The organism is Lacticaseibacillus sp. 30, from assembly GCF_053819265.1.
Window position 1 is genome coordinate 17,880 of record NZ_JBSOQX010000009.1, and the last position, 26,599, is coordinate 44,478.

The window sequence follows — 26,599 nt, forward strand, 5'->3', positions numbered from 1 at the left end:
AATCTTCGTGAATGCTGGCCGGTTTGACAGGAAAACGGTGACCGCGGTCTACTAAGTTGGGTCGGATAGTGCCAAACCATCAGTATCTCTAAGAACTTATCCATCCTCATTTCATCTTGAAACAGATAAAAAAAACCGGCATTGCCAGCTTTTTTTATTTCTTCACTTAAACCACCAAACTCAACAACAGCACCCCACCAAGTCCAACAACTGAAATAATGGTTTCTAACAATGTCCACGTCAACAAGGTCTGTTTAATGGTCAAATCAAAGTACTCACGAAACATCCAGAAACCGGCGTCATTAACGTGACTGGCAGCTAATGAACCCGCACCAATTGCCAGTACCATCAAAGCTGGCTGGATGCCAGCACTTTGCATGAGTGGCAGAACCAGTCCAGAGGCTGTCATGGCCGCAACAGTCGCGGATCCCAGTGCAATTCGTAAGACAACCGCAATCAGCCAACCCAAGATAAGTGGTGAAATGCCTGAGCCAACGAACAAATTTTTTACTGAGTCGCCGACGCCACCATCAATCAGGACTTGTTTGAAGGCACCGCCGCCACCAATGACGAGTAGTAACATCGCAATTGATTTCACAGCGTCCTCGAGGGTTGTCATAATGGCTTTGGCTGGCAGCTTGCGCGCATAGCCCATTGCCCACATAGCGAACAACAATGAAATCAGCATGGCGATACTTGGTGAACCAATGAATGCGATAACGTTATCAAGACCATTTGGTATCTTTGGAAGTTTGCCACCATGAAATACCAATTCATAAACCGTGGCAATCGCCATCAAAATCACTGGGAAAAGTGATGTGAGAACGGAGATGCCAAAACTTGGTGTTTCTTCCAATTTAAAGGTTTTTTGCGGCCCCAATGCTTTCAAATTACCGCGCCTTTCAAAAGCATCTGGCACAAAGCGATGCGCAAGTTTGGAAAACAACGGTCCGGCAATATAAACAGTCGGAATGGCGATGATCACGCCATAGGCCAAAACCAGACCAGCAGAAGCGCCTAATGCAGTCGAGATCGCCGTTGGAGCTGGATGTGGCGGCAAGAACCCATGGGTCACCGACAAAGCCGCTGCCATCGGGATACCAAGTGTCAGAATTGGAACGCCTGCTTCAGCCGCAATGGCGAAAACAATTGGAACCAGCAAGACAATCCCAACTTCAAAGAACAAAGCAATACCGATAATGAAAGATGCCAAAACAACGGCAAGTTGCAATCCGCGGCGACCGAAGGCATTGATGAGGGTATGCGCAATGCGGTAAGCTCCACCAGCATCAGCAACCAATCGACCAAGCATGGCACCGAAGCCGAAGACCAAGGCCAGCTCACCTAGTTGCGCGCCAATCCCATTTTGAATACTGGTCGCAATCTTGGCTGGCGCCATTCCCAAACCAAGGGCAACGACGACAGCTGTGATGATCAAGGAAACATACGTGTTGAACTTAAACTTGATGATAAGCACCAGCAAGAGCAGGATACCTAAGACCAGGACGAGTATATCCATTTCTATTCCCCCTAAATTTTACAGATTAAGAAATCGCTTACAATTTTATTTATGAAAAACGTTCATTGACGTTTTTCTCGAGACATGTCGTTTGATCTGTGTACCCAGTTGCTTCATTCTCGCTATTTTCCCATCGAACCAGCATATTCCGTCTTAGCACGGACAACAGGCGCAGTGCTGGCGACTAATCCTCAGCAGCTATATGGGCATTCGGATCTGGATGCGCCCGCTGATAGTCGGCAATTGCTTGATACTCGCTGCCAAGTTTACGCGTCAATCGAATCCAGATTGGCAACAACTCACGATAAGCTTGAAAATTGTCAGCATTGGGTTCATGGGTATTGGTGACACCAATCATATCTTTAACCACGTTCAAATCGTCAATCAGTCCCAGTGACTTCATTCCCAAAACAACTGCTCCCAAGGCTGAACTTTCAAAGCTTTCCGGAATATTGACTTCCTGTTCAAAAACGTCAGCCAACATCTGGCGCCACAGTGCACTGCGCGCAAATCCGCCAGTAGCCTGGATGGCTTTTGGTTTGCCAGTGATACCTTCGATCATCAGCATCACCATATATAGGTTGTAAACGATTCCTTCAAGTGCTGCTCGCACCATATGCGCACGTGTATGCTGCCGGGTTAAGCCAAAGAAACTGCCACGTGCATTGGCATCCCAAATCGGTGCCCGTTCTCCGCCTAAATATGGATGGAAAAGTAAGCCATCAGCACCAGCGGGTATCTTGCTGGCAATTTCTGTCAGAATTTCATAGGAATCAACTTGCAGTTGCTCAGCCGTTAATTTCTCTGGTGCAAAAAGTTGATCACGAACCCAGCGGAAGACAATACCACCGTTGTTAACTGGACCGCCAACAACCCAGTGATTCGGTGACAGGTAGTAAGTGAACAGGCGCCCTTGCGGATCAACTACCGGCTTGTCAGTCACAACCCGTACTGCACCTGACGTACCAATGGTCACCGCCAAGACACCAGGATCAATCGCGCCAACGCCAAGGTTGCTCAATGTCCCATCACTGGCACCGAGAATGAAAGGCGTTTTAGCATCAATACCGGTCACCGCCGCATAGTTGGCATTTAATCCTGTCAACTGATAACTGGTGTCGACCAGTTCTGGCAATTGATCGCGCCGAACATTGGCAACATCAAGTGCACGGTCATCCCAATCCATGGTGTGAATATTAAAGAGCCCAGTTGCGTTAGCCAGCGAGTAATCCTGCACATATCGGCCAAAGAAGCGGAACAAAATAAAGTCTTTAATGCCAATAAAGTGGGAAGTCTGAGCGACCAATTCTGGATGTTCGGCACTCAACCAAAGCAATTTAACCAATGGGGACATCGGGTGCGTCGGCACACCTGTATTTTTAAACAGTGTCATCCCTAAATCGCTTTGCTTCAGCTTCGTTGCATAGGCTGCTGCTCGGTTATCAGCCCACGTGATGACGCGCGTCAGCGGCTTATCATTTTCGTCCATCAAAATCAGACTGTGCATCGCTGCGGAAAAGGAAACCCCACCAAGTTCATCGGGTTGGACATTACCGCGATGCATCACTTCAGTTAAACCGCCAACTGTCGCTGCAAAAATCTCTTCCGGATCTTCCTCAGCCATGTCGGGCGTATCTTGATATAACGGGTAGGGATTGTTAGCGGTTGCAATTGCGTGACCCTTGAGATCAAACAAAACGACCTTTGTGCTAGTAGTGCCCAGATCAACGCCAATCATATATTTGATTGCCATGCTTATCTCCTTTACTTAATCAATTTTTGACTTAGTTATTAAAATGGCGATATCACGATGGTTCTGCAAGTTATTTTGACTTAATTGGATCAACCGCATGGCCGCCAAACTGATTACGCAAGGCAGCGACCACTTTACCCGTCATCGTATCTGCTTCTTCAGAGCGATAGCGCATCATCAACGAACTGGCAATCACCGGCGTTGCAACATGTAGACGTAAGGCTTCTTCAACGGTCCAAGCACCTTCACCCGAACTGTGCATGATACCCTGAATCTTTTCAAGGTTCGCATCCTCGGTAAAGGCATTGGCGGCCAAATCCATCAGCCAGCTGCGAATCACCGAGCCATTGTTCCACATGTTGGCAACCGCCGCATTGTCGTAGTCATACGGACTGTGGGCTAACACATCGAAGCCTTCACCAATCGCCTGCATCATCCCATATTCAATACCGTTGTGAACCATTTTCAAATAGTGACCAGATCCAGCTGGGCCAGTATACAGATAGCCACCTTTTGCAGCGATCGCCTTGAACAGCGGCTCAATCTTGTTAAAGATCGCCTTGTCGCCACCAATCATGAAATTGCCATCGGCGCGTGCACCGGCCATGCCGCCTGAAGTGCCGACATCAAAGAAATGAATTCCCTCAGCAGCTAGCAGCTTTCCGTGTGCGATTGAATCCTGATAATAGGAGTTGCCGCCATCAATCACAATATCATCTGGCCGCAACAGTTTAGCTAGCTGACTAATCGTGGCTTCTGTCGGTTTGCCAGCAGGCACCATGCTCCAGATGATCCGCGGAGATGCCAAGCTCATAACTAAGGCATCCAGGCTTGCCACTGCCTTGGCCCCATATTGCCCTACCGCTTCTCGCGCTTTGTCGTTCAAATCAAATGCTGTCACTTCAATATCATGATCGCGCATATTTGCGACCAGATTCATACCCATTTTTCCTAAACCAACCATGCCAATATGCATGTTTGCTGCCTCCTCGTTATTTGACCCTGTGACCATCCGTTTTCAAAAAAACAAGCCGCTTCTGTGATGGTTATCTTATATCCTGATGCCATTGTATGTAAATCGTTTACAAAAATCAAGTAATTTGACCGTAAATTATTTTCACACCGCTATCATTCATGCTATACTGAATTCGAAAAGTGGTGTTTCGCTTGGTGCAATTAACCATCAGCCTTAGACAATAAACGCACTCTGACAATGCGACTTAAAATTCTGACATTCTCGTTTCTGCTCTGGTGAATGTATTTTTAGGAGGGATCAAGATGCATGACTTTCTGGTACAACTGCAAATTTATAAACCGAATCTAAGTGGCCAGGAGAAAAAGCTAGCTGCCTATCTTCAAGCCCACCCGGACCATGCCAGTCAGGCCAACATCTCGGAACTCAGCCAATTGACCGGCGTCAGTACAGCGACGATTTCCCGCTTTGCTAAAGCCTTAGGTTACACAAACTTTCAGGCCTTACGCATGGCGTTGGCGCAGACTTCACCAGAGGATGATCATGCGCTTTTTGCTGAGTTGAGTCCCAAAGATTCCGTTGATACGCTAGCGCAAAAAATTTTCACCTCCAACATTGATGCACTGAGAACAACCTTAGCAAACCTAGATACTGATGCTTTGATCAAGGCTGTTAAATGGATTACCCATGCCGAGCATCTCGGACTTTTTGGACTAGGTGCCAGTAATCTTGTTGCACTAGACGGTTACCATAAATTTTTGCGCACGGCGATTCCCGTGGCCTATGCGGCTGACTACCACATGCAGCTAATGGCCGCCACACATCTTAGCCCGCGCGATGCGATGATCCTGACATCGCATTCAGGAGAGGACAAAGATGCCATTGCATTAGCTGAACTAGCTAAGAAACAACAAGTGCCTTTAATCGTCATTACCGGTTCCCCAACTTCGCGCTTAGTCAAAATGGCAGATGCTGCCTTTGTTGCAGTTGCTGAAGAATCACGCTACCGCACTGAGGCGCTTCATGCACTGATTGCCGAAATCAGCATTATGGACACGCTCTTTATGATCAGTGCCATCAAAACCGATAGTCAGACAGCACCGCTTTTCCGCCAAGTAAGAGCAACAATTGATGCAACGCGGCACTAAGCGCTTGAGCTCACCGCCTTGCCCTTGCCCAATCTTTCAAAGTATATAAAAAAGCATCTGCCGCAACCTCATGGCAGATGCTTTTCTCATGGAAAAAACTAAAAACCTAATATCGCTGATTTTGCCTTAGAAATCCGTTGAACACTGATCGTAACCAATTCAGATTTATTGCGTAAGTGGTCAACGATATTGCGTTTGCTTCTAATTCAATTGTCGTTACAGACTACCTTCAAGGAACTGTGCCTTCCCTTGTCCGAAGCTCCAGCCTTGATCATCATTGAATGAAACGTTAATCATGAGGTCATTCTTGTCCACTAATCCGGCAGTTTCCAATTTATCTGCTAAATCTTGATAAAATTTCTTTAGCTGTCGAATGGTTCGGACTCGACTCACAATCGATATGACAATGACCCTATCTGTTCTTGGAATATCTAATCCTGTGTCCTCGACGACCATTTCATAAGGCTCATGTTGATGAACGATCTGATAACGATCTCGTGGTGGCACGTCAAAAGCTGCTACCATGACCTCGTGAGCAATTTGTAAAATGTCCTTAATCTCTTCAGGTGATCGGCCTTTGATCATATCAAAACGAATGAGTGGCATCTTAATCTCTCCCTCTTGGATAAATTTGTTGTTCACATCAACTCATAGAAGATAGGCGAGTACTTTTCCCTAACACATGAAATGCCTTCATCTTCGCTTCTACCAAATACGCGATTGCTTGCTTACCAGCAGTTAAAATTGGTTGCGGGTCATGATTGGAACGTTTGGCTTGCAGGGCTTTGGTCACAGCACTCGTCCAAACTGTATTAACTTCTGTATTGATATTGATTTTTGCAGTGCCTAACTGAATCGCCTGTTGGATCTGATCATCTAAAATGCCAGACGCACCATGAAGCACTAAAGGTAATTTAGTAGCCGCTGCAATCTCGGCCATGCGTTCAAAATTCAGATTTGGCCGACCGACGTAATCACCGTGAACGGATCCAAGTGCCGCGGCTAATGCGTCAATACCTGTTGAAGCCATCTCAACAGCGTCAGCAACGCTTGCATATCGAATCCCATTGACGAGTCCATTCTCATTACCACCTACGCTACCAACTTCGGCCTCGACAGAAACATGATGTGCATGGGCATATGCTACGACTTCTTTAGTTAAGGCCACATTTTCGCCAATGGGCAACTTTGAACCATCAAACATCACCGACGTGTAACCAGCATCAATCGCTTGATAAACATGGTCAACTGATAACCCATGGTCCAAATGCAAAGCAACTGGTACTGTCACACTGAGCGCTTGCATCATAAACCGTACGTAGCGAGCCATATAGTCAAAGCCGCCTAGAAAGTCAATGATACGATCGGAAGTGGCGACAATGATCGGTGTCTTAGTCGTTTGTGCAACTTTCAGATACGTCTCTAACCAATCAGCACCATTAATATTGAAATGACCAATTGCGTAACGATCTGCCAATGCCGATGCCACTAATGACGTCGCAGAAACTAATGCCATTTTCCCCATGTCCTTTCTACACTTATGCTGACTGAGGAATATTCATCGTTGCATCCAGGTATTTCTTCGCCTTTAATGCATATTCAAAAGGATTGGCTTTGGCTGGATCTTGTTCAGCTTCAACAATAATCCATCCATCATAACCACTTTCTTGAATAGCTTCCCAAATCGGTTTGAAGTCAATCATGCCATCCCCTGGCACAGTGAACATCCCATTTTTAACTCCTGCTAAAAAACTCAAATGATCTTTATGCTCTTCGTCTGCCTGCTGTTGGCGAACGTCTTTGAAGTGAATATGCTTAATCCGATCTTGGTACCGGTTAAAGATGGTCAATGGATCCTCACCAGAAAGCACCAAATGCCCTGTATCGAATAGCAGCGATACTTTGTCCGGGTCGGTCATTGTCATTAATCGGTCGATTTCCGCAGTTGTTTGAACCCCCGTCCCCATGTGATGGTGATAAACGATTTGCATCCCGACTTCACGGGCCCGATCACCCAATCGTTCCAATCCTGTTGCTAAACGTTCCCATTCATCGTCGGTAAAGTGAGGTTTGTCGTCAAAAACCGATTTGTCTAATAAACCTTGAACACTATGCCCTTGTTCGGCGACAACAATCACTTTAGCGCCCATGGCATGGAGAAAATCTCGGTGTTTAATAAACGCGGCCTCTGTTTCTTCGTATGGTTTAGTGGTTAAAAAAGCACTGAACCATGCACTAGCAATTTTCAAATGTCTAAGATCCAAAAAGTGTTTCAAAGTCTTCGGATCTTTAGGATATTTATTGCCGACTTCTGTCCCTTTATAACCGGCCAACGTCATTTCATCAATGGCTTGTTCAAATGTAACCTCTTTGCCTAATTCAGGCATATCATCATTTGTCCAGCCGATTGGGGCAATACCCAATTCAATCGTCACTTTAAGCACCTACCTTTTTGTCTACAGACGCTACTTGAACAATGTCATTCTTTTCAAACGCTTCTTGCAAAGCTAATGCCGCCTTTGTCCCTTGCAGGCCATCTTCTGCTGTAATGCCGACATCCTGGTTATTCAAAATGCTATTCACAAAAGCTTGTTCTTCACTTAAAAAGGCTTGTGCAAAGCGTTCCGGGAAGTTTTGCGAAGTCGGGCGTATAATACCTTCCTCATTCATGACTGTCACAAGATTCTTCTCCGGCACCTGAGCAATGCGTAACATCCCTTTAGTCCCAATAATCTCAGTTTCAACGTGGTAGCCATGCGCGGCATTACGCCCAGCCACTAAAATGGCCATCGTTTTGTCCTCTAGTTGCATTAAGGCTGCACCTGTTTCCAACTCGCCGGCTTTATCCAGAACAGGATAGGCACGGTTAAGACCAATCGCCCAAACTTTGTCAATCTCTTTGCCGGTAAACCAACGAATGACATCAATGTCGTGAATCGACATATCCAAGAACAACCCGCCACTATTAGCAGATGTTGCAAATTTAACGAAACTTGCCATCCCCGCCGCCGGATCAATGCTATAGCTGCGAATCAAGGTAATATCACCAATCTTACCTTGATCTACCAACTGCTTCGCATAACGATAGGAGTCATCAAACCGCCGCATAAAGCCTAACTGAAACTTCAAGTTTGCATGTTGCGCAATGACCTGTTGCGTATGCTCAATTGCCTCAATATCTAGGCCAATTGGCTTTTCACTGAAAACATGCTTCCCAGCATTTAAAGCGCTTTCAATTTGCTGAAGATGAAATCCTGACGGCGAAACAATGAAGACAGCATCGATGTCCGCATGTTGCACCATGTCGTCAAAATCTTCAAAGACCTCTTCGACGCCGAGTTCCTTTTTTGCCCAGTCCAGTTCAGCGGGTACAACACTTGTCGCCGCTTGCAGCTTGGCGTGCTGAATCTTCGTCGCAATGTTTGTCGCATGAATTTTACCCAGCCGTCCCAAACCAACAATGCCGATTTTAATCGTTTTTTGAGTCATCGTTTCAATTACCTCTTTCTATTTTGTCTAAGCAAGACTAAGCATGAATCGCGTTTTTGTTTTGGTAAAAAGTTGGTGTTCCGGCCACATTGATGAGAACAGTTTCCTGATCTTTCTGTGACCGATTCGCAGCAGCGGCCGTAATAGCGGCAATATAGCCGTCCCATGCGCTCGGTCCGACCGGTGGCTCGCTTTTAGCAACCTGATCAATAAATTCTTGAACTTCAGTGTTATATGCCTGAATAAATCGGTTGATCCAACTCATTTCAACAGCCGTTTGCTGATTAGCATTTGAGCGCAGAATCGGTCCAAGGCCATAATTCGGTAACTGCAGTTCGCCTGTTTCGCCGATCACTTCCAGCTTAACTTCATAACCATACTGAGCCGTTACATGAACCAACACCTGAATAACTGTCCCTTTTTTGGTTGTCAAAGTTGCCAACTGCGGATCGTGCAAGCCTTCATTCCTAACCTCTGCTGATTGTCTTGGATAAGTGATCTGAATAGAAGTGTATTCATCATCTAGCAGCCAATGCATTTCATCAATTTCGTGAATCAAGGTATCCGTAATCGCCATTTCATTTGAATAATTGCTGGCTACATTTGGATTAATATGACTCGCTCGGACAACTAATGGCGCACCGATGATCCCAGTGTCCAATTTTTCCTTAAGTGCACGAATGCCCTGATCATACCGACGCATGAAGCCAACCTGAATCACTTTTTTAGACTTTGTCAGTTCTTTATCAACAATCCGTTTGGCACCTTCTAATGTGGTTGCCAACGGCTTTTCGGTAAAAATAAATTTGTCAGTATCCAACGCTTTCAGGACAGTCGCCTCATGTGCCCCGCCAAAACTAACAACGAAAACTGCATCAATATCTGGATCTTGTAGCAGACTAGTGTCGTCTGGGTACACTTTAGCGTTAAGATGAAAATCTCTCACAGCGGCCTCTGCAGCCTCGTGATCAATATCCGTGACAGCGACAACTTCTGCACCAGTGAGAACATTTGTCAGTCGATCAATATGCGCTCGCCCCATAGCACCTGTTCCAATCACACCAACTTTGACAACCATATTTGTCACTCCTTTAATATTTAAATGCTTTATCAATACCCGTTTGAATATCCTGATACGCTTTTTGCACTTTTGGATTATTGGAAATTTCTGAAACTCCCACGCGCCACCAACTTTGGCCATAACCCTGAGTCATTGTCTTTGGTAAGACTTTGATATCGATCAAAGTTGATACTGTTTGCTTTTTAGCGTCCTCAATGGCCGCAATTAAGCTTTTACGGTCGTTAGCGCGATAAGCTTTTGCCCCGTAGCCTTCAGCAATTTTGGCAAAATCGGTCTTCATAATATCGTTGTCCGCAGTGCGAAATTCAGTGAGATAACTGTTGCTCCCTTGCGCCATCTGCAAATTATTAATGGAAGCAAAGCCTGAATTATCAAAGACTAGAATATTGATTTTCTTATGGTATTGCAGTGCTGTCACTAGTTCGGAATGAAGCATCATAAAGCTGCCATCTCCGACTAATGCGTAACTTTCTTGATCAGGTTGGGCCAGCTTAATACCCAAAGCAGCTGGCACCTCGTATCCCATCATGGAATAGCCGTATTCCATGTGATACGTATTTGGTACGACTGGATCCCAAATCCGCTGCACATCGCCCGGCAAGGAACCTGCAGCTGCAACGATGATACTTGTCGGATCAATCGTATTGTTAACGGCAATAACTGCCTCAGTTTGTGTTAGGTGTGTTTGCAACTTCTCTGCATAAGCGGCCATCGTTTTAGCATCAAATTGATTTTTGACTTCAGGTACATATGCCGGAGCATCGTAATTTGTGTGTGCCAAACGTTGACGCTCTTTTTGCCACGCCTCTTTAATGGTTGCTAGGTCGGTAAACTGGCTTCGGTAATCGGATAAACTTTCTGTCAGCTGACTGAGCGTATCCCGAACATCTGCCACAATTGGAAAAGCGTCAAATTTATACGATTGCATGCGATTCAAATTAATATTGATAAGTTGCGTTTTCCCCGGGTGAATTGCTGTCTTAGAAGCTGTCGTGAAATCCGTATACCGGGTACCAGCCCCAATAATCAAATCCGCTTTGGTAATGACTGCATTGGCAGCGGCAGTGCCTAAGATACCAGTACCTCCCATATTATTAGGAAAATCTGAAGAAATCGCTGATTTGCCGGTGGGTGTTTCTACAATCGGAATGTTAAATCGCTCAGAAAATGTTTCAATGGCAGCTCCAGCATCACTAAACTTTGCCCCGCCGCCTACAATCAAGACTGGCGTTTGACTTGCTTGAATCAGTTCGACTGCTCCAGCCAACTCGGCTGAGCTAGGCTGAACCCGTTTAACAACATGAACACGCTTCTTAAAAAAGCTGAGTGGATAATCATAGGCTTGGCCCTCGACATCTTGAGGCAAGGCGATGGTCACGGGGCCGGCCGTTGCTGGATTTGTCAAAACTTCAAAAGCTTTGAGCAGCGCACTCATCAATTGCTCAGGACGTTCAATCCGATCCCAATATTTGGATACTGGCTTCAACACATCATTCGTTGTCGTATCTGCACTGTAGTCAACCTCAATTTGTTGCAAAACTGGATCTGGCTGGCGCGTAGCAAATGTGTCTGCGGGTAAAAACAGAATTGGGATGCTATTGACATATGCGTTACCGGCGGCCGTCACAAAGTTAGCTGATCCGGGGCCTGCTGAAGCCGTGACTGCAAATATCTTGTGGCGATATAATTGCCGACTATAAGCGATTGCCGTGCTAGCCATTCCTTGCTCATTGTGTCCTTGGTAAACCTTCAAATGACCAGGATCTTCCTGCAACGCCTCGCCCAAGCCCAAGACATTACCATGACCAAAGATGGCAAACAGGCCTTCAACAAATGATGTCACTTGACCATCGACATCAATGTATTGTTGATTCAAAAAACGAACCAAGGCTTGTGCTGTAGTCAGTCGAATCGTTTCTTTTTTAGCATCTGCAGCTACTTGTGCATTTAATTCCGTCGCAGTCATGACTGATGCACCTCCTGAGCTTCGGCCTTTTCGATGAACGCTGTTAGCTGGTCTAAGTTAGGCATTGCTTCTGAAGAACTTAACTGGCTAATGACAATAGAGGCTGCTGCACTGCCATATTTAAGCGCTGTTTCAAGGCCTAACTGATGCTGATAGGCGTACAGAAATCCCGCCGCAAAAGAATCGCCTGCCCCAAAGCTCTTTAATACCTTTGTCTTGAAGACACCGAAGTGGTAAGTTTCGCCAGCCTTGGTATAAGCATTGGATCCTTGTATGCCACTTTTAATGACGATTAAGTTCGCGTCATATTGGAATAATGTGGCAATGGTTTCTTGATCTGTCCGGCCTTGGTGATTTTCCAAAACGTCAAACTCATCACGCGTTCCTATGATGACATCTGCTTTTTGAGCCACAAGTTGATAGTACAAAGATGTTTCTTCGGCATTCTGCCAAGTATAAGGCCGATAATCCAATTCGAAGATGACTTCGACTCCAAGCTCTTTAGCGATTAACAATGCCTTAAGAATAGCTTCTCGTGAAGGACTTTGTGCCAATCCAGTTCCAGAAATGACTAGCATTTTAGTCTGAGCCAAATATGCCCTCGAAACTTCATGCGCATTAAGATATAGGTCAGCTGCTTCATTGCGATACATTAAAATATCGCTTTCTTCAGGACTGATAATTTCGGTAAAGGTTAGTCCAATTTTGTGTCCTGTGTCATCTTTAACCATGTTGGACGTATCAATGCCCACACTAGCCATGTATTGCGTGACATAATGGCCTAATTGATCGTCAGAGACTTTCCCAATAAAGCCAACTTTTTGTCCAAGTTTGGCAGATCCTATCGCAATATTGGCAGGTGACCCACCCACAAATTTTGCAAAAGTTTTCGTATCTTCCAAAGGGCGATTATATTCAACGGCATTCAGATCAACAGCTGCACGTCCAATGGCAATCAAATCAAATTTTTGTGGCATCTGAAGTTTACCTCCTTTAAAAATAATCTCGGTTACTTATTGCCGATCAATAATCCACGCATGTTCCGGCGCATTGTGAAAATGCCAGACACGCGTCGGGCCTGCCATGACGTTGAGATAATAACTGTCATAGCCGTCAGGTACACCCACTGGGTGATATCCCTTTGGCACCACAACAACATCTTGATTTTGCACAGCCATCGTTTCATCTAAACTCAAATCATCCGTGTACACACGCTGAAAAACGAATCCTTGTTTAGGTCGCATTTCATGATAATAAATTTCCTCTAACAGTGACTCTGCTGGCAAATCATCATGATCATGCCTGTGAGGCGGGTAACTCGACCAGTTCGCCGAGTCCGTATAAACTTCCACTAATAAAAGCTTGTCGGCAAAAGGAAGATTGTCCGGCAAAATATTCTGCACAAGCCGTTTATTGTTGTACTTCCCGCGATGTTCAACCTGATGAATATTCCCTCGAATTAGCCGAACCGGAAACGTTTGATTCGTTGGTGCATAGGCAATCAAGATTTTGGCAGCCTGCTTGGCCCTAATACCAAATGCTAAACCCGTGCTGACATACACACTGTCTGTGGGGATTTTGTCAAAAATCGAAGTTCGTTGACCAACATCTTCAAAAGTTTGATCGTCAGCAGTGATAGTTACTTTGCCTTCCAGCACAACAATGCCAGCTTCGAATGCTTCCAAGGTTTCTTCATACGAACTATCTGCAGAAAATTCCAGAACCTTGACGGCTGTATATTTCATCGGTGAGTTGCTTGCATTCACATCCTGAATCAGCCGAACACCTGAAGACAGTTCCTGATTTTGCTTGTGATATAACAGGCTCATGATAATCCCCCTTGTAAGTGTCTTACCCTTATCCTGTTCATCGTCTACTTGAAACGCCGCTGATCATATCGAGCGGTCACAACTTTCTTATGCGTATAAAAGTCCACACTGTCTTTACCATTAGCATGTAAGGTGCCAAAGAAAGAATGTTTCCAGCCAGAGAACGGGAACACTGCAATCGGTGCAGGAACACCTAAATTGATACCCAACATGCCTGCATCAATATTTTCCCTAAAGTAACGGATGGAAGCCGCAGAATCTGTAAACAAGCACGCCCCATTAGCCAATTCAGACGTGTTGGCGATCGCAACCGCTTGTGGCAAGTCCTTTGCCCGTATAACCGAGAGAACCGGCGCAAACATTTCATCATGCCAAATGGTCATATCTGTTTTGACATCTTCAAAAATAGTCGGTCCGACAAAATACCCATCATGTTTCTTGGCTTCTGCTGAACCATCCAACACAAGCTTGGCGCCTTCTTTGACCCCTGTTTGGATGTAGTTCAATGTTCGCTCTTGATTTTCTTTGCGAATAACCGGTCCCAAGAAGACACCTTTATCAAGGCCGTTGCCAATCTTGATATCCTTTGCCGCTTGCGTAAACTTCGCCATAAACTTGTCAGCAATCTCATCTTGAAGGACCAAGACAGATGTCGCCATGCATCGTTCACCAGCTGAGCCGAATGAGGAGCTAATAATGCCTTTAACCGCTGCATCCAAATCGGCATCGGCCAGAACAATCGTATGATTCTTGGCTCCCGTTAAAGCCTGAACCCGCTTCAAATGGTCACTGCCTCGTTTATAAACGTACTCGCCGACACGTTCAGAACCAACGAAACTAATGGCCTTGATGTCTGGATGATCTAAAATGCCATTAACAACATCAACCGCACCATTAACGATGTTGAGCACGCCATCCGGTAAGCCCGCTTCTTGAAAAAGTTCAACCAACCGCTGACTCGTTAGCGGTGTTTTTTCAGATGGTTTCAGAATAAACGTATTACCAGTTGCTACAGCCATTGGAAACATCCAGCAAGGCACCATCATGGGAAAGTTAAATGGCGTAATGCCGCCAACAACCCCAATTGGATAACGATAATTCGTGGCTTCTACATCAGTGGCCACTGATGACAATGAATCTCCCATCATCAAAGTCGGCACACCAGCAGCAAACTCAACGTTTTCAATACCTCGTCCAACTTCAGCAACTGCTTCGTCAAGGCTTTTTCCGTTCTCTTCAGTGACGATTCGCCCAAGTTCTTCTTGGTGCTCAACCAATAATTGTTGGTATTTGAAAAGAATCTTCGCACGCTTTGGAATTGAAACCTTTTGCCAAATCTTAAAAGCCTCTTTTGCTGCCGTAACAGCATCTGCTACGTCTTCACTAGTCGAATGTGGCACTCGCGCCAAAACATCTCCAGTGGCCGGGTTATAAACATTCTCAAAAGTTTCTGTTTTTGCATCCACCCATTTACCATTGATAAAATTCTTTAGCGTCTTAACATTTTGCTTAGTTGTATCCATTTCGAGTTTCTCCCTTCAATGCAGAAGTAACGGCACTCATTAAAGCGCTTTCAAATATTCCGAAAATGATGCTTAGCTAGTTCTTGTTAATCTGACTTTCTTCAGGAAACTTGTCATCGTATTTATTATCCAGTTCAATTTCTTCCAAAGATCTGCCTGCGGTTTCCGGAGCAAATTTCCAAGCAAAGATCAATGAGAGAATATTGGCGCCAACGAAAACTAGGAAGGTATTCGACATGCCCAGTCCTGCCAACATAACTGGGAAGAAATAACCGACAAAGAAGTTACTGATCCACAAGAAGAAGGTCGCAAAGCCCATGCCCAATCCACGAAGACGGGCTGGGTAAATCTCTGACAATAATAACCAAGTTAGCGGCCCTAAAGCTCCTTGGAAAAAGGCTAAATAAATGATGGTCAACAGAATTGTCGCATAAGGTAACAAGGGACTGCCATTTAGAAAATGGCTAGTTAACGTAATGCCGACCAGCGAAAACAACGTTCCACTGATACCAGTTAAAAGCATCTGTCGCCGTTTAAACTTGCTCATCAAATGCATAGTCACAATGGTTGCAACGACAGACGTAACACCATTTAAAATATTCGCAATTAATGCCGCATTTTGTCCGAAACCAGTTGTTTGCAAAATCGTCGTGCCGTAATACATCATGACATTAATCCCGACAATTTGTTGCATGATGCCTAACCCAATGCCGATTAAGACCAAGCGCCGAATCCAGGAAATCTTTAAATCCTTAATCGAAGCATTTCCAACTTCCTGCGCTGATTTCAATGAAATTTTGATTTTTTCCATTTCATCTTTAGCCTGTGCTTCTGTTCTGATTTCACGCAATACTTTTAACGCTTGATCCAATTTACCATTTGCTGCTAACCATCGAGGTGACTCAGGCACAAAGCTCATGCCTATCCATAAAATGATGGCCGGTATGGTCGCCAATACGAGCATCCATCGCCAAATGCCGGGAATGTGTCCCAAAGTTGTGCCCAAAATAGCATTAAAGACAAAGGCGAAAAGTTGTCCTGACACAATCATGAACTCATTTTGCGTCACAATTCTTCCGCGCAGGTTCGATGGCGCCACCTCAGCCAAGAATGTTGGCACGATCACCGAAGCTCCGCCAACTGCCAGCCCTAGAATAAAGCGAACACCAGCTAATATAGGGGCATTTGGTGATAACGCAGATGCAATGGTTGAAACGACAAACAACATGGCTAAGCCAGTGATGACTTTATGGCGCCCTTTTCGATCCGAGATTCTCCCAGTCAGCACTGCACCGAATGCAGCACCAAGTGTTAATGAGCTGGCAACAAATCCTTCCATTCCAGGCGACATGTTAAGTTCACTTGCTCGCGTCATAAATGGTAGTGCGCCATTAATCACACCCGTATCATACCCGAACAGCATGCCGCCAAAAGTGGCAATCACTGAAATAATGCGTAGTCGTTTACGAGCTGACTTAGGCAGTTTTTCCGAAAGCATAGCCGCTTCTTTTTGTGCAGCGAGTGCAACATCGGCTTTGTTCGCAACGGCTTCTAATTCTTTGCGCATTTCTTAAACCCTCCAAACTGACTAAAGCTTTATAAGAGCAACGAATTAAGCGCTTACTTTATGATCACATTGCCATCATAGAGTTTAATCAGATCAAAGTCAACTAAAATGTACTCAACACTTGTCCACAACATGTTCACCATTTATCTATATACGTCTTAAAAGATGAAATGTGAATTCGCACGATGGTATGATTAAGTCAGTTCAAACAGTTATTCAGCATGCTACCACTCAAAATGCAGTATGTTTAAACGTTCATTTGTGGCCATCCCCTTGCCTACGAAGAATCACGATTTCTAGATTTTTTAGGAACTTGGTTTCGCATGATTCTAATCGATGCTATTGATCATGTCTGAGACAACGACGAAAATCACGCGGTTGAATTCATTCAGGCTTGATTGTATTAGCCAAACTCTCAATTTATTGATAAAGTCACTTAATCAATAAATAGGTGTTCTTCTTTTAGTCAAAATATGGTCATTAAGTTGACCGCCTTATGCTATAATCAGGTTGACCAATTGTTTAGAAAGGAAGGTGACATCCATGCTTAGAAAAGAACGAATTGATGCGATGCAGCATTATATTAACGAAGTCAGAACTGCTTCCATGAAGGAACTCGAAGACAAATTTTCTATAGCCCCTAGCACACTCCGTAGAGATCTTGCTAACTTAATCGATGCTGGTACTGTCAAAAAAGTATACGGCGGTGTCACTGCTACCTTTAACAGAGCGAAGCCCAACGCGCTAACCATCTACAGTGAACGGCAACTTTCTGCTCCCTCCGAAAAACGTCAAATTGGTCGAGCCGCTGCGCAATTAATCGAACCAGACGATTTGATTTTCATCGACTCTGGTACAACAACGGCTGAAATGGGCGCCTATTTACCTTCCGAGTTTTCATTTACACTCGTCACTAACAATTTAGAGATCATTAATAAAGCCGCTCCCCTTGGGAATATTAAGTTGGTCATTATTGGCATGAATTTTGATCGACGAACCCAGTCCTTTACAGGAATTGACAATATGAATATTTTCAGTCGCTTTAATATTGGTAAAGCCTTTATGGCAGCAACAGGCATTTCTATTACTAGAGGGCTGTCAAACTCTGAATATAACGAATATTTGATTAAATCTGAGATTTTTAAAAAAGCGCATCAAAAAATACTGTTAATCGATCACACTAAGTTTGATCGTGTTTCATTACTGACCTACGGTACTTTGAAAGACATTGATGCCATTATCACCTATGGCGACATTGCGCCCAAGTATGTCGACTTTCTTGCTGAAAATGACGTTCAGCTAATTAATGCACAAACAGGCAGCATCGTTTCCGAGTCAGCCGATAAATAACCCTGCTTTTCATCTACTTGAACGCCTCAATCAGCTGTTGCTGCATTCACCTGACACACAATAAAAACAAAAATGACTTCATTCCCCAAAATTTGGAATGAAGTCATTTTTTATTTATAAGTTCATCAGGAATACTTGATCATTAAGCAATCAGTTACACTGAATCCCCTTATATAGACGTTTGCCTTAGAAATCCGTTGTATCTGGGTCAGTTGCTAAGCCGGCTTCACCGTGCAAAGCATCAATCAAGGTCATATCATGATGGCTCAGTTCAAAGTCGAACAACTCGGTGTTTTCCTTAATCCGATCGTCATGAACGGATTTTGGCAATGGTAAGAAACCATGTTGCAATGACCAGCGGAGGACGATCTGAGCAACACTCTTTTGATAGCGTGCGGCAATTTTCTTTAAGGCATCAACTTGGAAAATTTTGCCTGTGCCAAGTGGGCTGTACGCTTCACTTAAAATATCATGGGCGTCATTATACGCCACAACTTCTGGCTGCAAATCACTTGGATTCAAGAAAATCTGGTTAACCATTGGCTTGACAGTAGCTGTTTTTAGCAAAGCGTCAATGTGCTTGGCGCGGAAGTTTGAAACCCCAATTGCTCGAACTTTTCCGGCTTTGTACGCTTCTTCCATGGCCTTCCATGACCCTGCATTAGTTTCTTCCCAATTATCACGGAACTTAATTGGGTTTGGCCAATGAATTAAATATAGATCCACATAATCAACGCCCAGTTTCTTGAGTGATTTATCTAGCGCTGCTTTAGTCGCCTCGTAACCGTGATCACCATTCCAAAGCTTAGTGGTTAAGAAGATCTGATCGCGAGGTACGCCGGATGCGCGCAAACCTGCACCAACGCTTTCTTCGTTACCGTAAGCAGCCGCCGTGTCAATATGACGATAGCCTGCAGCCAATGCCGCTTCGACACTATGCTTGGCAACGTCGCCATCAGGGGTCTGCCAAGTGCCGAACCCGACGATCGGAATCTTAACACCATTACTTAATGTATATGTGTCGGTCAATTTGGTTAAATGTGCCAAAATGAGCATCTCCTTTACTGGGTACTACTATAAGCTTACCACAAGTAAGTAGTTGATTGAATGTGTTAGCAGCCTAGCGTCACACTTGCATCAGTCAAAAATAGCGATATCCTGATCAATCGTCTTTCTTAGCATTCAAAAAATGCTTGGTTGCTAAGACATCTAGCAAAACCAAGCATCTTCTTTTAACACGCTATTAACGCGCCATCATTTGATTCAACAATGCCTTTCCAGCTGCTTCACTTTGACGGAAAGCTTTGCCTAACGCAATTGTTTTATCAACAATAATGCTTTGCGCATCAATCACATGATACGGATGATCACCGGCTTTTTCCTGTGCAAACGATAGCTCAGTACACCCAAGGACAATGACGTTGACATTAAAATCATCATGCATCCGTTGAAGAATACGATGATACAGGGCCGCGTTGACTTCGCCCTTTTCCTTGACGTATTTATAAATCAACTCAGTGACCATGTCTTGCAGCGCCTGATCGCCAAGAACGACTTCACGCCCGCTAGTTTCGATTTCATGACTGTAAATGCCGTCTTGGATCGTTCCTTGGGTCGCAATCAATCCCACCCGCTTTTCATTTGGAAAACGCTCACACATATCGCTGATGGCTAAATGTGGCATGTGTAGCAATGGAATCGGTGTCGCTGCGGCTAATTGGTCATAGAAATAATGAGCCGTGTTGCAGACAATGACCATGAACTCCGGATTGAGCAAACTTTGATCTTGAATGTCTTCCAACAAATCCGGATAAAAGCTAGGCTTGCTATGATCCAAAATGTAATCCGTACGGTCAGGAACAGTCGCATCGTTAACCAGAACGTAATTCAGATATTCCTGATCGCTATGCGCGTGGGTACGCTGGTTTAACAAGCGGACATAACTCTCAGTTGCCGGCGTGCCCATGCCGCCAATAACGGTGAAAAATTGACGCATTCGTATCAGCCTTCCTGTAGCGATTTAGCGACTTGCTTTACAACAGCCATGTCTGTTGGCCATGGTGTATTGACGCCGCGTACCTTTTGATAGGGGTCGGCCCCTTTGCCAGCCACCACCACGATATCATTTGGTCCGCTGTCGCTAATAGCTTCAGCAATGGCCTTTTGCCGATCAAGCACTTTGTGTACTTTAACTTTGCTATGATCGATTTTACTATCGATTTCCTCAATGATGTTTGCTGGATCTTCGTACCCAGGATCGTCGGTAGTCAAGAATGCCTCAGTTGCAAACTCAGTGAGAACCTTAGCAAATCCGGGACGACGAGAAACACCTTTATCACCGGGGGATCCAACCACAACCAGTAATCGAGGATCCTTGTAAGCGTGTTTCAAAAACGACAATAACGCCTTCATACTAGCGTAATTGTGCGCATAATCAACATAGACAGCACCATGTCCGGCAACTTTCGTATGCTCCATGCGACCGGGGATTTTAACTTTTGCAATACCCGGAACAGCAGCAGATGCATCCACACCAGCCAATCCAGCACCAATAATAGCAGCCGTCGCGTTACTTTCGTTAAAATCACCAATCAAAGCAAGCGAGTAGTGACCGCCGATGTTCAATGCTGCTGCTTTTTCCGTGACTGGTACTAAAGTGAACCGACTCTCAGCAACGTCAGCTTCCTGACTATCAAAGCGAAAATCAATATCGATATCATCGCGTTTAGGTCTGAAGCCAGCACTGGCAAACAGGTAGATGCTTTCTGGATAAGTGGTGGTCGTTGCGGCAGCATAAACCTGGTCAAAATGCTCGGTTTCGGCATTAATGACCACTTTGCGCGCATTGACCAACAATTGCAGCTTGTTGTGTAAGTAATTAGCAAAGGTTGGATGTTCATTCGGTCCGATGTGATCTGGCGTAATGTTCAGGAAGAAGCCGACGTCATACGTCAATCCAAAAACGCGATTGCGCAAATATGCCTGACTCGACACTTCCATCACGAGATGGGTCATACCGTTTTCGACAGCCTCGCGCATATCGCGGAAAAGATCGAGGCTCTCTGGCGTTGTCAGATTAGACTTGAAACGCTGATCGGGCTCAGGGCCAACAACCGTATCAATTGTAGAAAAAAGCGCGATATGTCGTGGACGAGCCTCATTTAAAATAGCTTCTGTAAAATAGGAAGCTGTGGTTTTCCCCTTGGTTCCTGTATAAGCGACCACAAACAAATCATCTTGCGGATAATCAAAGAAAGCAGCGCTCAAAATCGCCATTGCTTTAGTAATATTCCGCACGATCAAGGCGTTTAAGCCGTTGCCTTCAACGTAAGGTTTCTCGGCAACATAAGTTCGCGCACCGTTGTCCTTGGCCATGGAAAGATAAATTGGTCGGAACTTGTCGCCTTTGCAGAAAAACAGTGTTGGTCCAGAGACCTTGCGTGAATCATAGGCGATGCCGGTCATATCGACATCTTCAGTATTCTGAATTGCTGCACTCTTTAGCAGATGATGTTCCTTTAATAATAAGATACATGCTCTAAGTGATAGTGCCATTGGGCTGCTACTCCTTTTTATATGCCGTGAATTCAAGCTTCATTATAGCATAAGCGCGGTACTGGCATTAAACCAGTCGGACTGTCACAACTATCTGTGTGCCGTCTTGGTTCATGCTCAAAGTTCATTGATTATCTTTTTTTATGCAGATGCAATGTTCATTAACGTCACCTGATACGAACCGCTTGGCGCTGTCACCGTGACGGTATCGCCTGCGTGGTGCTGCCGAATAGCGGCGCCCAAGGGAGAATTGATGGCAAGCTTGTCTTGGCCCATCCCAGCTTCGGCAGGGCCGACAAGTTCATAAGTCGCTTGGTCCTCGTCATCATCGAACTTAAGTGTGATCCTATTGCCAATATCGGCAATATCACTAGCGGCCGGGTGCGTGACTTTAGCATAACGAATGAGTTTATCCAGATATCGCAATCGGCCTTCTAGCTGGCGCAACTCACGCTTAGCAGCGCTATATTCCGCATTTTCCGAGCGATCCCCCAACGCTGCCGCATCGGCCAAGTTCTTGATCTTTGCAGGCCGAATGGTTTTAAGGTCTTCAACTTCCTGCTTCAAGTTAGCCAAACCTGTTGGCGTGATCTCGTGATAGGTGACCATTTCAATGCCTTCTTTTTTATCTGAAAACTAACTCTCTACTTGTTGCAAAAAAGGTGAACGTGATGATCTCCATTCGGAGTTCAGGACATTCACCACTTTTTCGTTTTTGGATCAATGAGGTAACTGCTGGACTAGAAAATATTGCTGAAGAAATCGCCAATGCCACGGAAGATCAGGACAAAGAAGTTTGCTTTGTTATCGGTCTTGGTGGTCTTTAAGGTAATGCCTTCGCTTGCTGAACTGCCGACAAAGCCAAGGTTGTCACCTTTGGCGCTAACTTCCAGCTGCGCAATCGTGGTACCTTTTTTGACTGGTGCTTCGACAGTATTCTTCTTCACGCCTTTTGCTGGCGTGTAAGTATATTGAAGTGATTGTTTGCTGCTGTTAGATGGCACAACAGCAACAGCCTTGGTTGACGGCGCAATCGGCGTTGTCCGTGATTGACCACGATTGACCTTGACGCTGTCGTACCCTTTAATCCCCTGACCAGCTGCAGCTAACATCATCGTTTTCCAATTTTCCAAAACATTGGTCATCAATTTTTTGGTTTGATCAAAACGGCGAGTTTTAGCATCACCATTTGCATGCAAGATAACCGTAATAATTCGCATGCCATTTTTCTCAACCGTCCCTGTAAAACAATCCCCAGCGGCATCAGAAGTACCTGTCTTCAAGCCATCAACTGGGAGGTTCTTATCATAAGACACTAGGCCCTTGAGCATCCAGTTCCAATTTTCCATATCGATCGCATCACTGGTTCCCTTACGGAATGTCTGTTTAGCAATACTCGTGGTCTTAAGGACTTCTGGATGATCTTTCAGTAAATGTTGTGCCACCTGGGCCATATCTTTTGCGGACATTTCGTTCTCCGCGTTATCATCTGTACCAGGTACCTTAGCATCTTTCAATTGGCTGTTATTCAAACCGGTCACGTTGACAATTTTTGCATCGGTGATACCCCAGCTATTGAGTTTTGCAGTCATCTGACTGACAAATTTCTCCTGACTGCCCGCTACTTTTTCAGCTAATAACATCATCGCTGCATTCGCCGAATAAATTAAAGAAGCATCGTACAGTTCGCGGACTGAATAAGAGCCATCGCGCCGCAACGGTACATTACTAAGGTCACGATTCTGACTGAGTTCCCAGATTGCGTTATTCAGTGTCACTTTGTCATCCCAATTGATCTTACCGGACTTAATTGCGTCAAGCACCAACTCAATGCTCAACATTTTGGTCATAGATGCAATTGGTAAAACACTGCTGGCATTCTTAGCATATAATATCTTGCCAGTAGTCGGTTCAATGGCTACTGCTGCCTTGGCGTCAACTAGATTGGTATCGCTGCTCTCTGCCGCAGATACAGACATTGCTGGCGCAGCACCCCCAATCATCAATACCGCCACCACTGCGGCAATCAACCCGCGCATCAACTTCTTCATTTTGACTTTCCTGCTTCCTCATTAGATTTATTTTTATTGTCTGTCAGCGAAGCGCCAACTTTTAATGGTAAATGAATCACAAAGCTTGTTATCTCCGGGCTAGAATCGGCATAAATATACCCGCCATGCAAAGCGATGATACTTTGGGCAATCGCTAACCCAAGACCAGTCCCGCCAGTTTCCTGCGATCGGCTTTCCTCAACGCGATAAAAACGATCAAACAACTGACTCAAAGCATCATTCGGAATTTGTGCGCCATCATTTGAGACCTTAACAACGACTTCACTACCGATACGTTGTGCATCAAGAAAGATGTGACGCCCGCCTTGGCCGTACTTAAGCGCATTAACAATTAAATTGTTGAACACTCGGCCTAATTTTTCGGTATCAGCTTCCATCATCAACGGGTCAGGTTCCCCGCTGACCAGAATCCGCATATGCTTCTTATGCGCCTCCAGCTCAAAACTAGCTGCCAGTTGCTCTAGCATCGCAATCATGTTAAAACGTACGGGATTCAGCTTGGTCGTGGTCGATTTAACCTTGGTGTACTCAAAAAGGTCCTCAACCAGTACTTTCATCTGCTTAGCCTTCAAATAAGCCGTGTGCGTGTACTTGAGTAGCTCTTCTTCACTGCGATATTGATGATCTTCAATCAGGCCAAGATAACCGATAATGGACGTTAGCGGCGTTCGAATATCATGGCTGACATTAGTAATCAGCTCATCTTTACTCTGTTCGATCCGCCGTTCCTCGGCCATTGAATTGACGGTTGAATCAACAAGCGCGTTAATGCTGCTGACAACCTTTTGCAACTCCGTATTGACCTCAAACTTAATCCGATGATCAAGATGACCATCGGCAATAAAATGTAGCTCCGCAATGACGTGACGCATTTGCATTTGCCGATATCGCCGAGCAAGTCGCCAATACACCACAATGACATCAGCAATCGCCATCAGTGCTAGGAAAAGATTGGACCAGCTCCACAAATGAAATCCACGGCTGCCAAACGTCAGATTCGTTTTCACACCCCAGATAGCATTTTCCAAACCAGGATTGTGCGCGATCATCTGATTAATCAACACCAGCAAGGCAAAATTAAGCATTAACAGCAGAATCACCGTTACGATGCCTTCAATCCAAAGTTCGGATTTTTCCTTACCAGTTAGTTTGACTTTTTCACTCATGATCGTTAGGCCTCAACCTTATAGCCGACGCCCCAAACTGTTTCGATCACCTTCTCGCCATCGGTCGCTTCTTCAATCTTGTCACGCAGATGCGAGACATGCACCATAACGGTTTTCGCTGAGACGATTGATTCCTGTTGCCAAACGCGTTCAAAAATCTCATCAGCCGAGAAAACACGATTCGGATGGCTAGCCAGCAAGTACAGAATGCCGAATTCCAGCGCGGTTAGCTGAATTTGCTTGCCGGTAAGGGTGGTGACTTCATGACTATCTTTTTTGATCGTTAGCGGACCGACTTCAAGCACATCCGGTTCCGTATTGGTCACCTCATTTTGACTTCGGCGCAACAAACTCTTGACGCGCGCCATGACCTCTAGCGGATTGAATGGCTTGGTGACATAATCGTCTGCTCCAGTAATAAGGCCTTGAATCTTGTCCATATCTGCTGTTTTAGCCGAGACGATAATGATTGGAATCTGTGAATCTTTGCGGACTTCTTTGACAACATCCATCCCAGACATATTAGGCATCATAATATCGAGGATCATCAAAGCAATATCAGGATTGGTCACAAGCTTAGTAATGGCTTCCTTACCGGAATACGCCTGAATCGGTTCGTAACCTTCGTTTTTAACGTAAATACTTAGTAATTCGACGATTTCTTTATCGTCGTCAACAATTAAAATTTTCATTGTATTGGCTCCGTTTATGAGAAGAACTGTAGGGTCTGTTACATCAAAGTCCATTGTACCAAAGTTGACCGGGGAATTCTTTACGAAAAGCCTAAGAAAACAGGGCTAGAATAGGTACAAAAGTGTTGATTTGATCGCGAAAGAAGGCGGCTAATTGAAAGATTTGACAAAAATGGTCACAGCAAGTTTACCCTCAACCATGCACATCGCTGGCATTAACATTGCCCGCTCAAGCGGAAGTACTTACTGGCTATTAAGGCAATCCTCCCAATGGCTCACCTTACGCCTTGCCACACATCCCCATTGGTTACGAGGTGTTCGTCAGCTACAGGTTGTCTTACCAGCATCATCAGCCCGCCACGACTCGATAACCATGTTGACAAAAGCCTTAGCGAGTCCTGCCGCGGCCAAAAACACATATACCTTTACAGCAATTGACACGGCCCTTGCCAACATGCTGCTGTGGACAGCGTCGCGTAAACTGGTCTTCATGCTGCGCCTGACCCCCGAGATGGCCACGACTCATAAAATGACCCCTTTTAGTTTACAACAAGATTTTGCGCCGTTACCGCTTTTCTTGGGTGATCGTAACAATAGTAATGACTTATTGCTACCTGTCCATGATGCCAAGTTGCAACAAAGTCTGATTGATTTTTATAGTGCTAATTTGCTATTCACGCAATTCTCCAGTCATCAGTTAGTGAAACTTTTGCCAACTGCACAATGGCTGCAAACCATTCTGACAACTGTACCCACTAATCCCGCTTGGCCATTGACATTGGCCACAACTTTCGGCACGGAACTACTTGACGTGATTCATCGGGCACGAATGTAGCCTCTTAATCATAGCGCGTTCGCCAAAAAAGGCCCGCACTGCAACCAATGGCAGTACGCGCCTTTTTGTGATACCAATCTT

General features: G+C 45.0%; 23 protein-coding genes. 3 read left to right on the forward strand and 20 right to left on the reverse strand.

Annotated features, from left to right (window positions below; all coding sequences use genetic code 11):
* Positions 1–166 precede the first annotated feature (166 nt).
* The 3 genes from ACWPAB_RS07490 to gnd all read right to left on the reverse strand — a co-directional run bounded on the left by ACWPAB_RS07490 (position 167) and on the right by gnd (position 4,248).
* Positions 167–1,519 (reverse strand): gluconate:H+ symporter, encoded by a 1,353-nt coding sequence (locus ACWPAB_RS07490; RefSeq protein WP_003577409.1) that lies wholly within the window; start codon positions 1,517–1,519, stop codon positions 167–169.
* A gap of 184 nt (positions 1,520–1,703) precedes the next feature.
* The gene (gene gntK, locus ACWPAB_RS07495; RefSeq protein WP_003563002.1) at positions 1,704–3,272 is read right to left on the reverse strand and encodes a gluconokinase; all 1,569 of its coding nucleotides are present in this window, start codon (positions 3,270–3,272) and stop codon (positions 1,704–1,706) included.
* 70 nt (positions 3,273–3,342) lie between these two features.
* Positions 3,343–4,248 (reverse strand): phosphogluconate dehydrogenase (NAD(+)-dependent, decarboxylating), encoded by a 906-nt coding sequence (gene gnd / locus ACWPAB_RS07500; RefSeq protein WP_003562999.1) that lies wholly within the window; start codon positions 4,246–4,248, stop codon positions 3,343–3,345.
* A 302-nt stretch (positions 4,249–4,550) separates the two neighbouring features.
* Between gnd and ACWPAB_RS07505 the strand changes: the two genes are divergently transcribed.
* Positions 4,551–5,393 carry a MurR/RpiR family transcriptional regulator gene (locus ACWPAB_RS07505; protein ID WP_016381755.1) on the forward strand — a complete coding sequence of 281 codons (843 nt, stop codon included), beginning with the start codon at positions 4,551–4,553 and terminating at the stop codon, positions 5,391–5,393.
* 216 nt (positions 5,394–5,609) lie between these two features.
* Here the strand turns inward: ACWPAB_RS07505 and ACWPAB_RS07510 are convergent, their stop codons facing one another.
* From ACWPAB_RS07510 to ACWPAB_RS07555, 10 genes are all read right to left on the reverse strand, one after another.
* Positions 5,610–5,999 (reverse strand): tautomerase family protein, encoded by a 390-nt coding sequence (locus ACWPAB_RS07510; protein WP_003562995.1) that lies wholly within the window; start codon positions 5,997–5,999, stop codon positions 5,610–5,612.
* Positions 6,000–6,036: 37 nt separating this feature from the next.
* Entirely contained in the window at positions 6,037–6,909 is an 873-nt protein-coding gene (locus ACWPAB_RS07515) for a class II fructose-bisphosphate aldolase (RefSeq protein ID WP_016363297.1), read from the reverse strand.
* A gap of 22 nt (positions 6,910–6,931) precedes the next feature.
* Positions 6,932–7,828 carry a myo-inosose-2 dehydratase gene (gene iolE / locus ACWPAB_RS07520; RefSeq protein ID WP_003573139.1) on the reverse strand — a complete coding sequence of 299 codons (897 nt, stop codon included), beginning with the start codon at positions 7,826–7,828 and terminating at the stop codon, positions 6,932–6,934.
* Between the two features lies 1 nt (position 7,829).
* On the reverse strand, positions 7,830–8,882 hold the full coding sequence (gene iolG, locus ACWPAB_RS07525; protein WP_003568835.1) for an inositol 2-dehydrogenase: 1,053 nt from the start codon (positions 8,880–8,882) through the stop codon (positions 7,830–7,832).
* A gap of 37 nt (positions 8,883–8,919) precedes the next feature.
* A complete protein-coding gene (locus tag ACWPAB_RS07530) occupies positions 8,920–9,960 on the reverse strand; it encodes a Gfo/Idh/MocA family protein (RefSeq protein WP_003562987.1) in 1,041 nt (346 codons plus the stop codon).
* A gap of 13 nt (positions 9,961–9,973) precedes the next feature.
* The gene (gene iolD, locus ACWPAB_RS07535) at positions 9,974–11,929 is read right to left on the reverse strand and encodes a 3D-(3,5/4)-trihydroxycyclohexane-1,2-dione acylhydrolase (decyclizing) (protein ID WP_003562985.1); all 1,956 of its coding nucleotides are present in this window, start codon (positions 11,927–11,929) and stop codon (positions 9,974–9,976) included.
* Positions 11,926–12,906, reverse strand: coding sequence for a 5-dehydro-2-deoxygluconokinase (iolC, locus tag ACWPAB_RS07540; RefSeq protein ID WP_003568831.1), 981 nt, complete (start codon positions 12,904–12,906; stop codon positions 11,926–11,928). The genes iolD and iolC overlap by 4 nt, the downstream gene beginning before the upstream one ends.
* Positions 12,907–12,942: 36 nt before the next feature.
* Positions 12,943–13,758 (reverse strand): 5-deoxy-glucuronate isomerase, encoded by an 816-nt coding sequence (gene iolB, locus ACWPAB_RS07545; RefSeq protein ID WP_003573132.1) that lies wholly within the window; start codon positions 13,756–13,758, stop codon positions 12,943–12,945.
* Between the two features lie 44 nt (positions 13,759–13,802).
* Complete coding sequence (locus ACWPAB_RS07550; protein ID WP_003577405.1) at positions 13,803–15,281, reverse strand: CoA-acylating methylmalonate-semialdehyde dehydrogenase; 1,479 nt, start codon at positions 15,279–15,281, stop codon at positions 13,803–13,805.
* A gap of 76 nt (positions 15,282–15,357) precedes the next feature.
* Entirely contained in the window at positions 15,358–16,848 is a 1,491-nt protein-coding gene (locus tag ACWPAB_RS07555; RefSeq protein ID WP_003586533.1) for a sugar porter family MFS transporter, read from the reverse strand.
* 543 nt (positions 16,849–17,391) lie between these two features.
* Here ACWPAB_RS07555 and ACWPAB_RS07560 point away from each other — a divergent pair.
* Positions 17,392–18,198, forward strand: a complete 807-nt coding sequence (locus ACWPAB_RS07560; RefSeq protein WP_003577404.1) for a DeoR/GlpR family DNA-binding transcription regulator — start codon at positions 17,392–17,394, stop codon at positions 18,196–18,198.
* Between the two features lie 186 nt (positions 18,199–18,384).
* Here the strand turns inward: ACWPAB_RS07560 and ACWPAB_RS07565 are convergent, their stop codons facing one another.
* From ACWPAB_RS07565 to ACWPAB_RS07595, 7 genes are all read right to left on the reverse strand, one after another.
* Entirely contained in the window at positions 18,385–19,245 is an 861-nt protein-coding gene (locus tag ACWPAB_RS07565) for an aldo/keto reductase (RefSeq protein WP_003577403.1), read from the reverse strand.
* A gap of 196 nt (positions 19,246–19,441) precedes the next feature.
* On the reverse strand, positions 19,442–20,194 hold the full coding sequence (locus ACWPAB_RS07570) for an aspartate/glutamate racemase family protein (RefSeq protein ID WP_003577402.1): 753 nt from the start codon (positions 20,192–20,194) through the stop codon (positions 19,442–19,444).
* A gap of 5 nt (positions 20,195–20,199) precedes the next feature.
* Positions 20,200–21,753, reverse strand: a complete 1,554-nt coding sequence (locus ACWPAB_RS07575; protein WP_003577401.1) for a UDP-N-acetylmuramoyl-L-alanyl-D-glutamate--2,6-diaminopimelate ligase — start codon at positions 21,751–21,753, stop codon at positions 20,200–20,202.
* A 141-nt stretch (positions 21,754–21,894) separates the two neighbouring features.
* Positions 21,895–22,362 carry a transcription elongation factor GreA gene (gene greA / locus ACWPAB_RS07580; RefSeq protein WP_003562963.1) on the reverse strand — a complete coding sequence of 156 codons (468 nt, stop codon included), beginning with the start codon at positions 22,360–22,362 and terminating at the stop codon, positions 21,895–21,897.
* A 131-nt stretch (positions 22,363–22,493) separates the two neighbouring features.
* On the reverse strand, positions 22,494–23,804 hold the full coding sequence (locus ACWPAB_RS07585; protein ID WP_016381756.1) for a D-alanyl-D-alanine carboxypeptidase family protein: 1,311 nt from the start codon (positions 23,802–23,804) through the stop codon (positions 22,494–22,496).
* Positions 23,801–24,991, reverse strand: a complete 1,191-nt coding sequence (locus ACWPAB_RS07590; protein ID WP_003562959.1) for a sensor histidine kinase — start codon at positions 24,989–24,991, stop codon at positions 23,801–23,803. The genes ACWPAB_RS07585 and ACWPAB_RS07590 overlap by 4 nt, the downstream gene beginning before the upstream one ends.
* A 5-nt stretch (positions 24,992–24,996) precedes the next feature.
* Positions 24,997–25,683: a response regulator transcription factor gene (locus ACWPAB_RS07595; RefSeq protein WP_003562957.1), complete on the reverse strand. Its 687-nt coding sequence runs from the start codon at positions 25,681–25,683 to the stop codon at positions 24,997–24,999.
* A gap of 154 nt (positions 25,684–25,837) precedes the next feature.
* Here ACWPAB_RS07595 and ACWPAB_RS07600 point away from each other — a divergent pair, with 154 nt between their 5' ends.
* The gene (locus ACWPAB_RS07600) at positions 25,838–26,518 is read left to right on the forward strand and encodes a hypothetical protein (RefSeq protein WP_003573122.1); all 681 of its coding nucleotides are present in this window, start codon (positions 25,838–25,840) and stop codon (positions 26,516–26,518) included.
* The last annotated feature ends 81 nt before the right edge of the window (positions 26,519–26,599 follow it).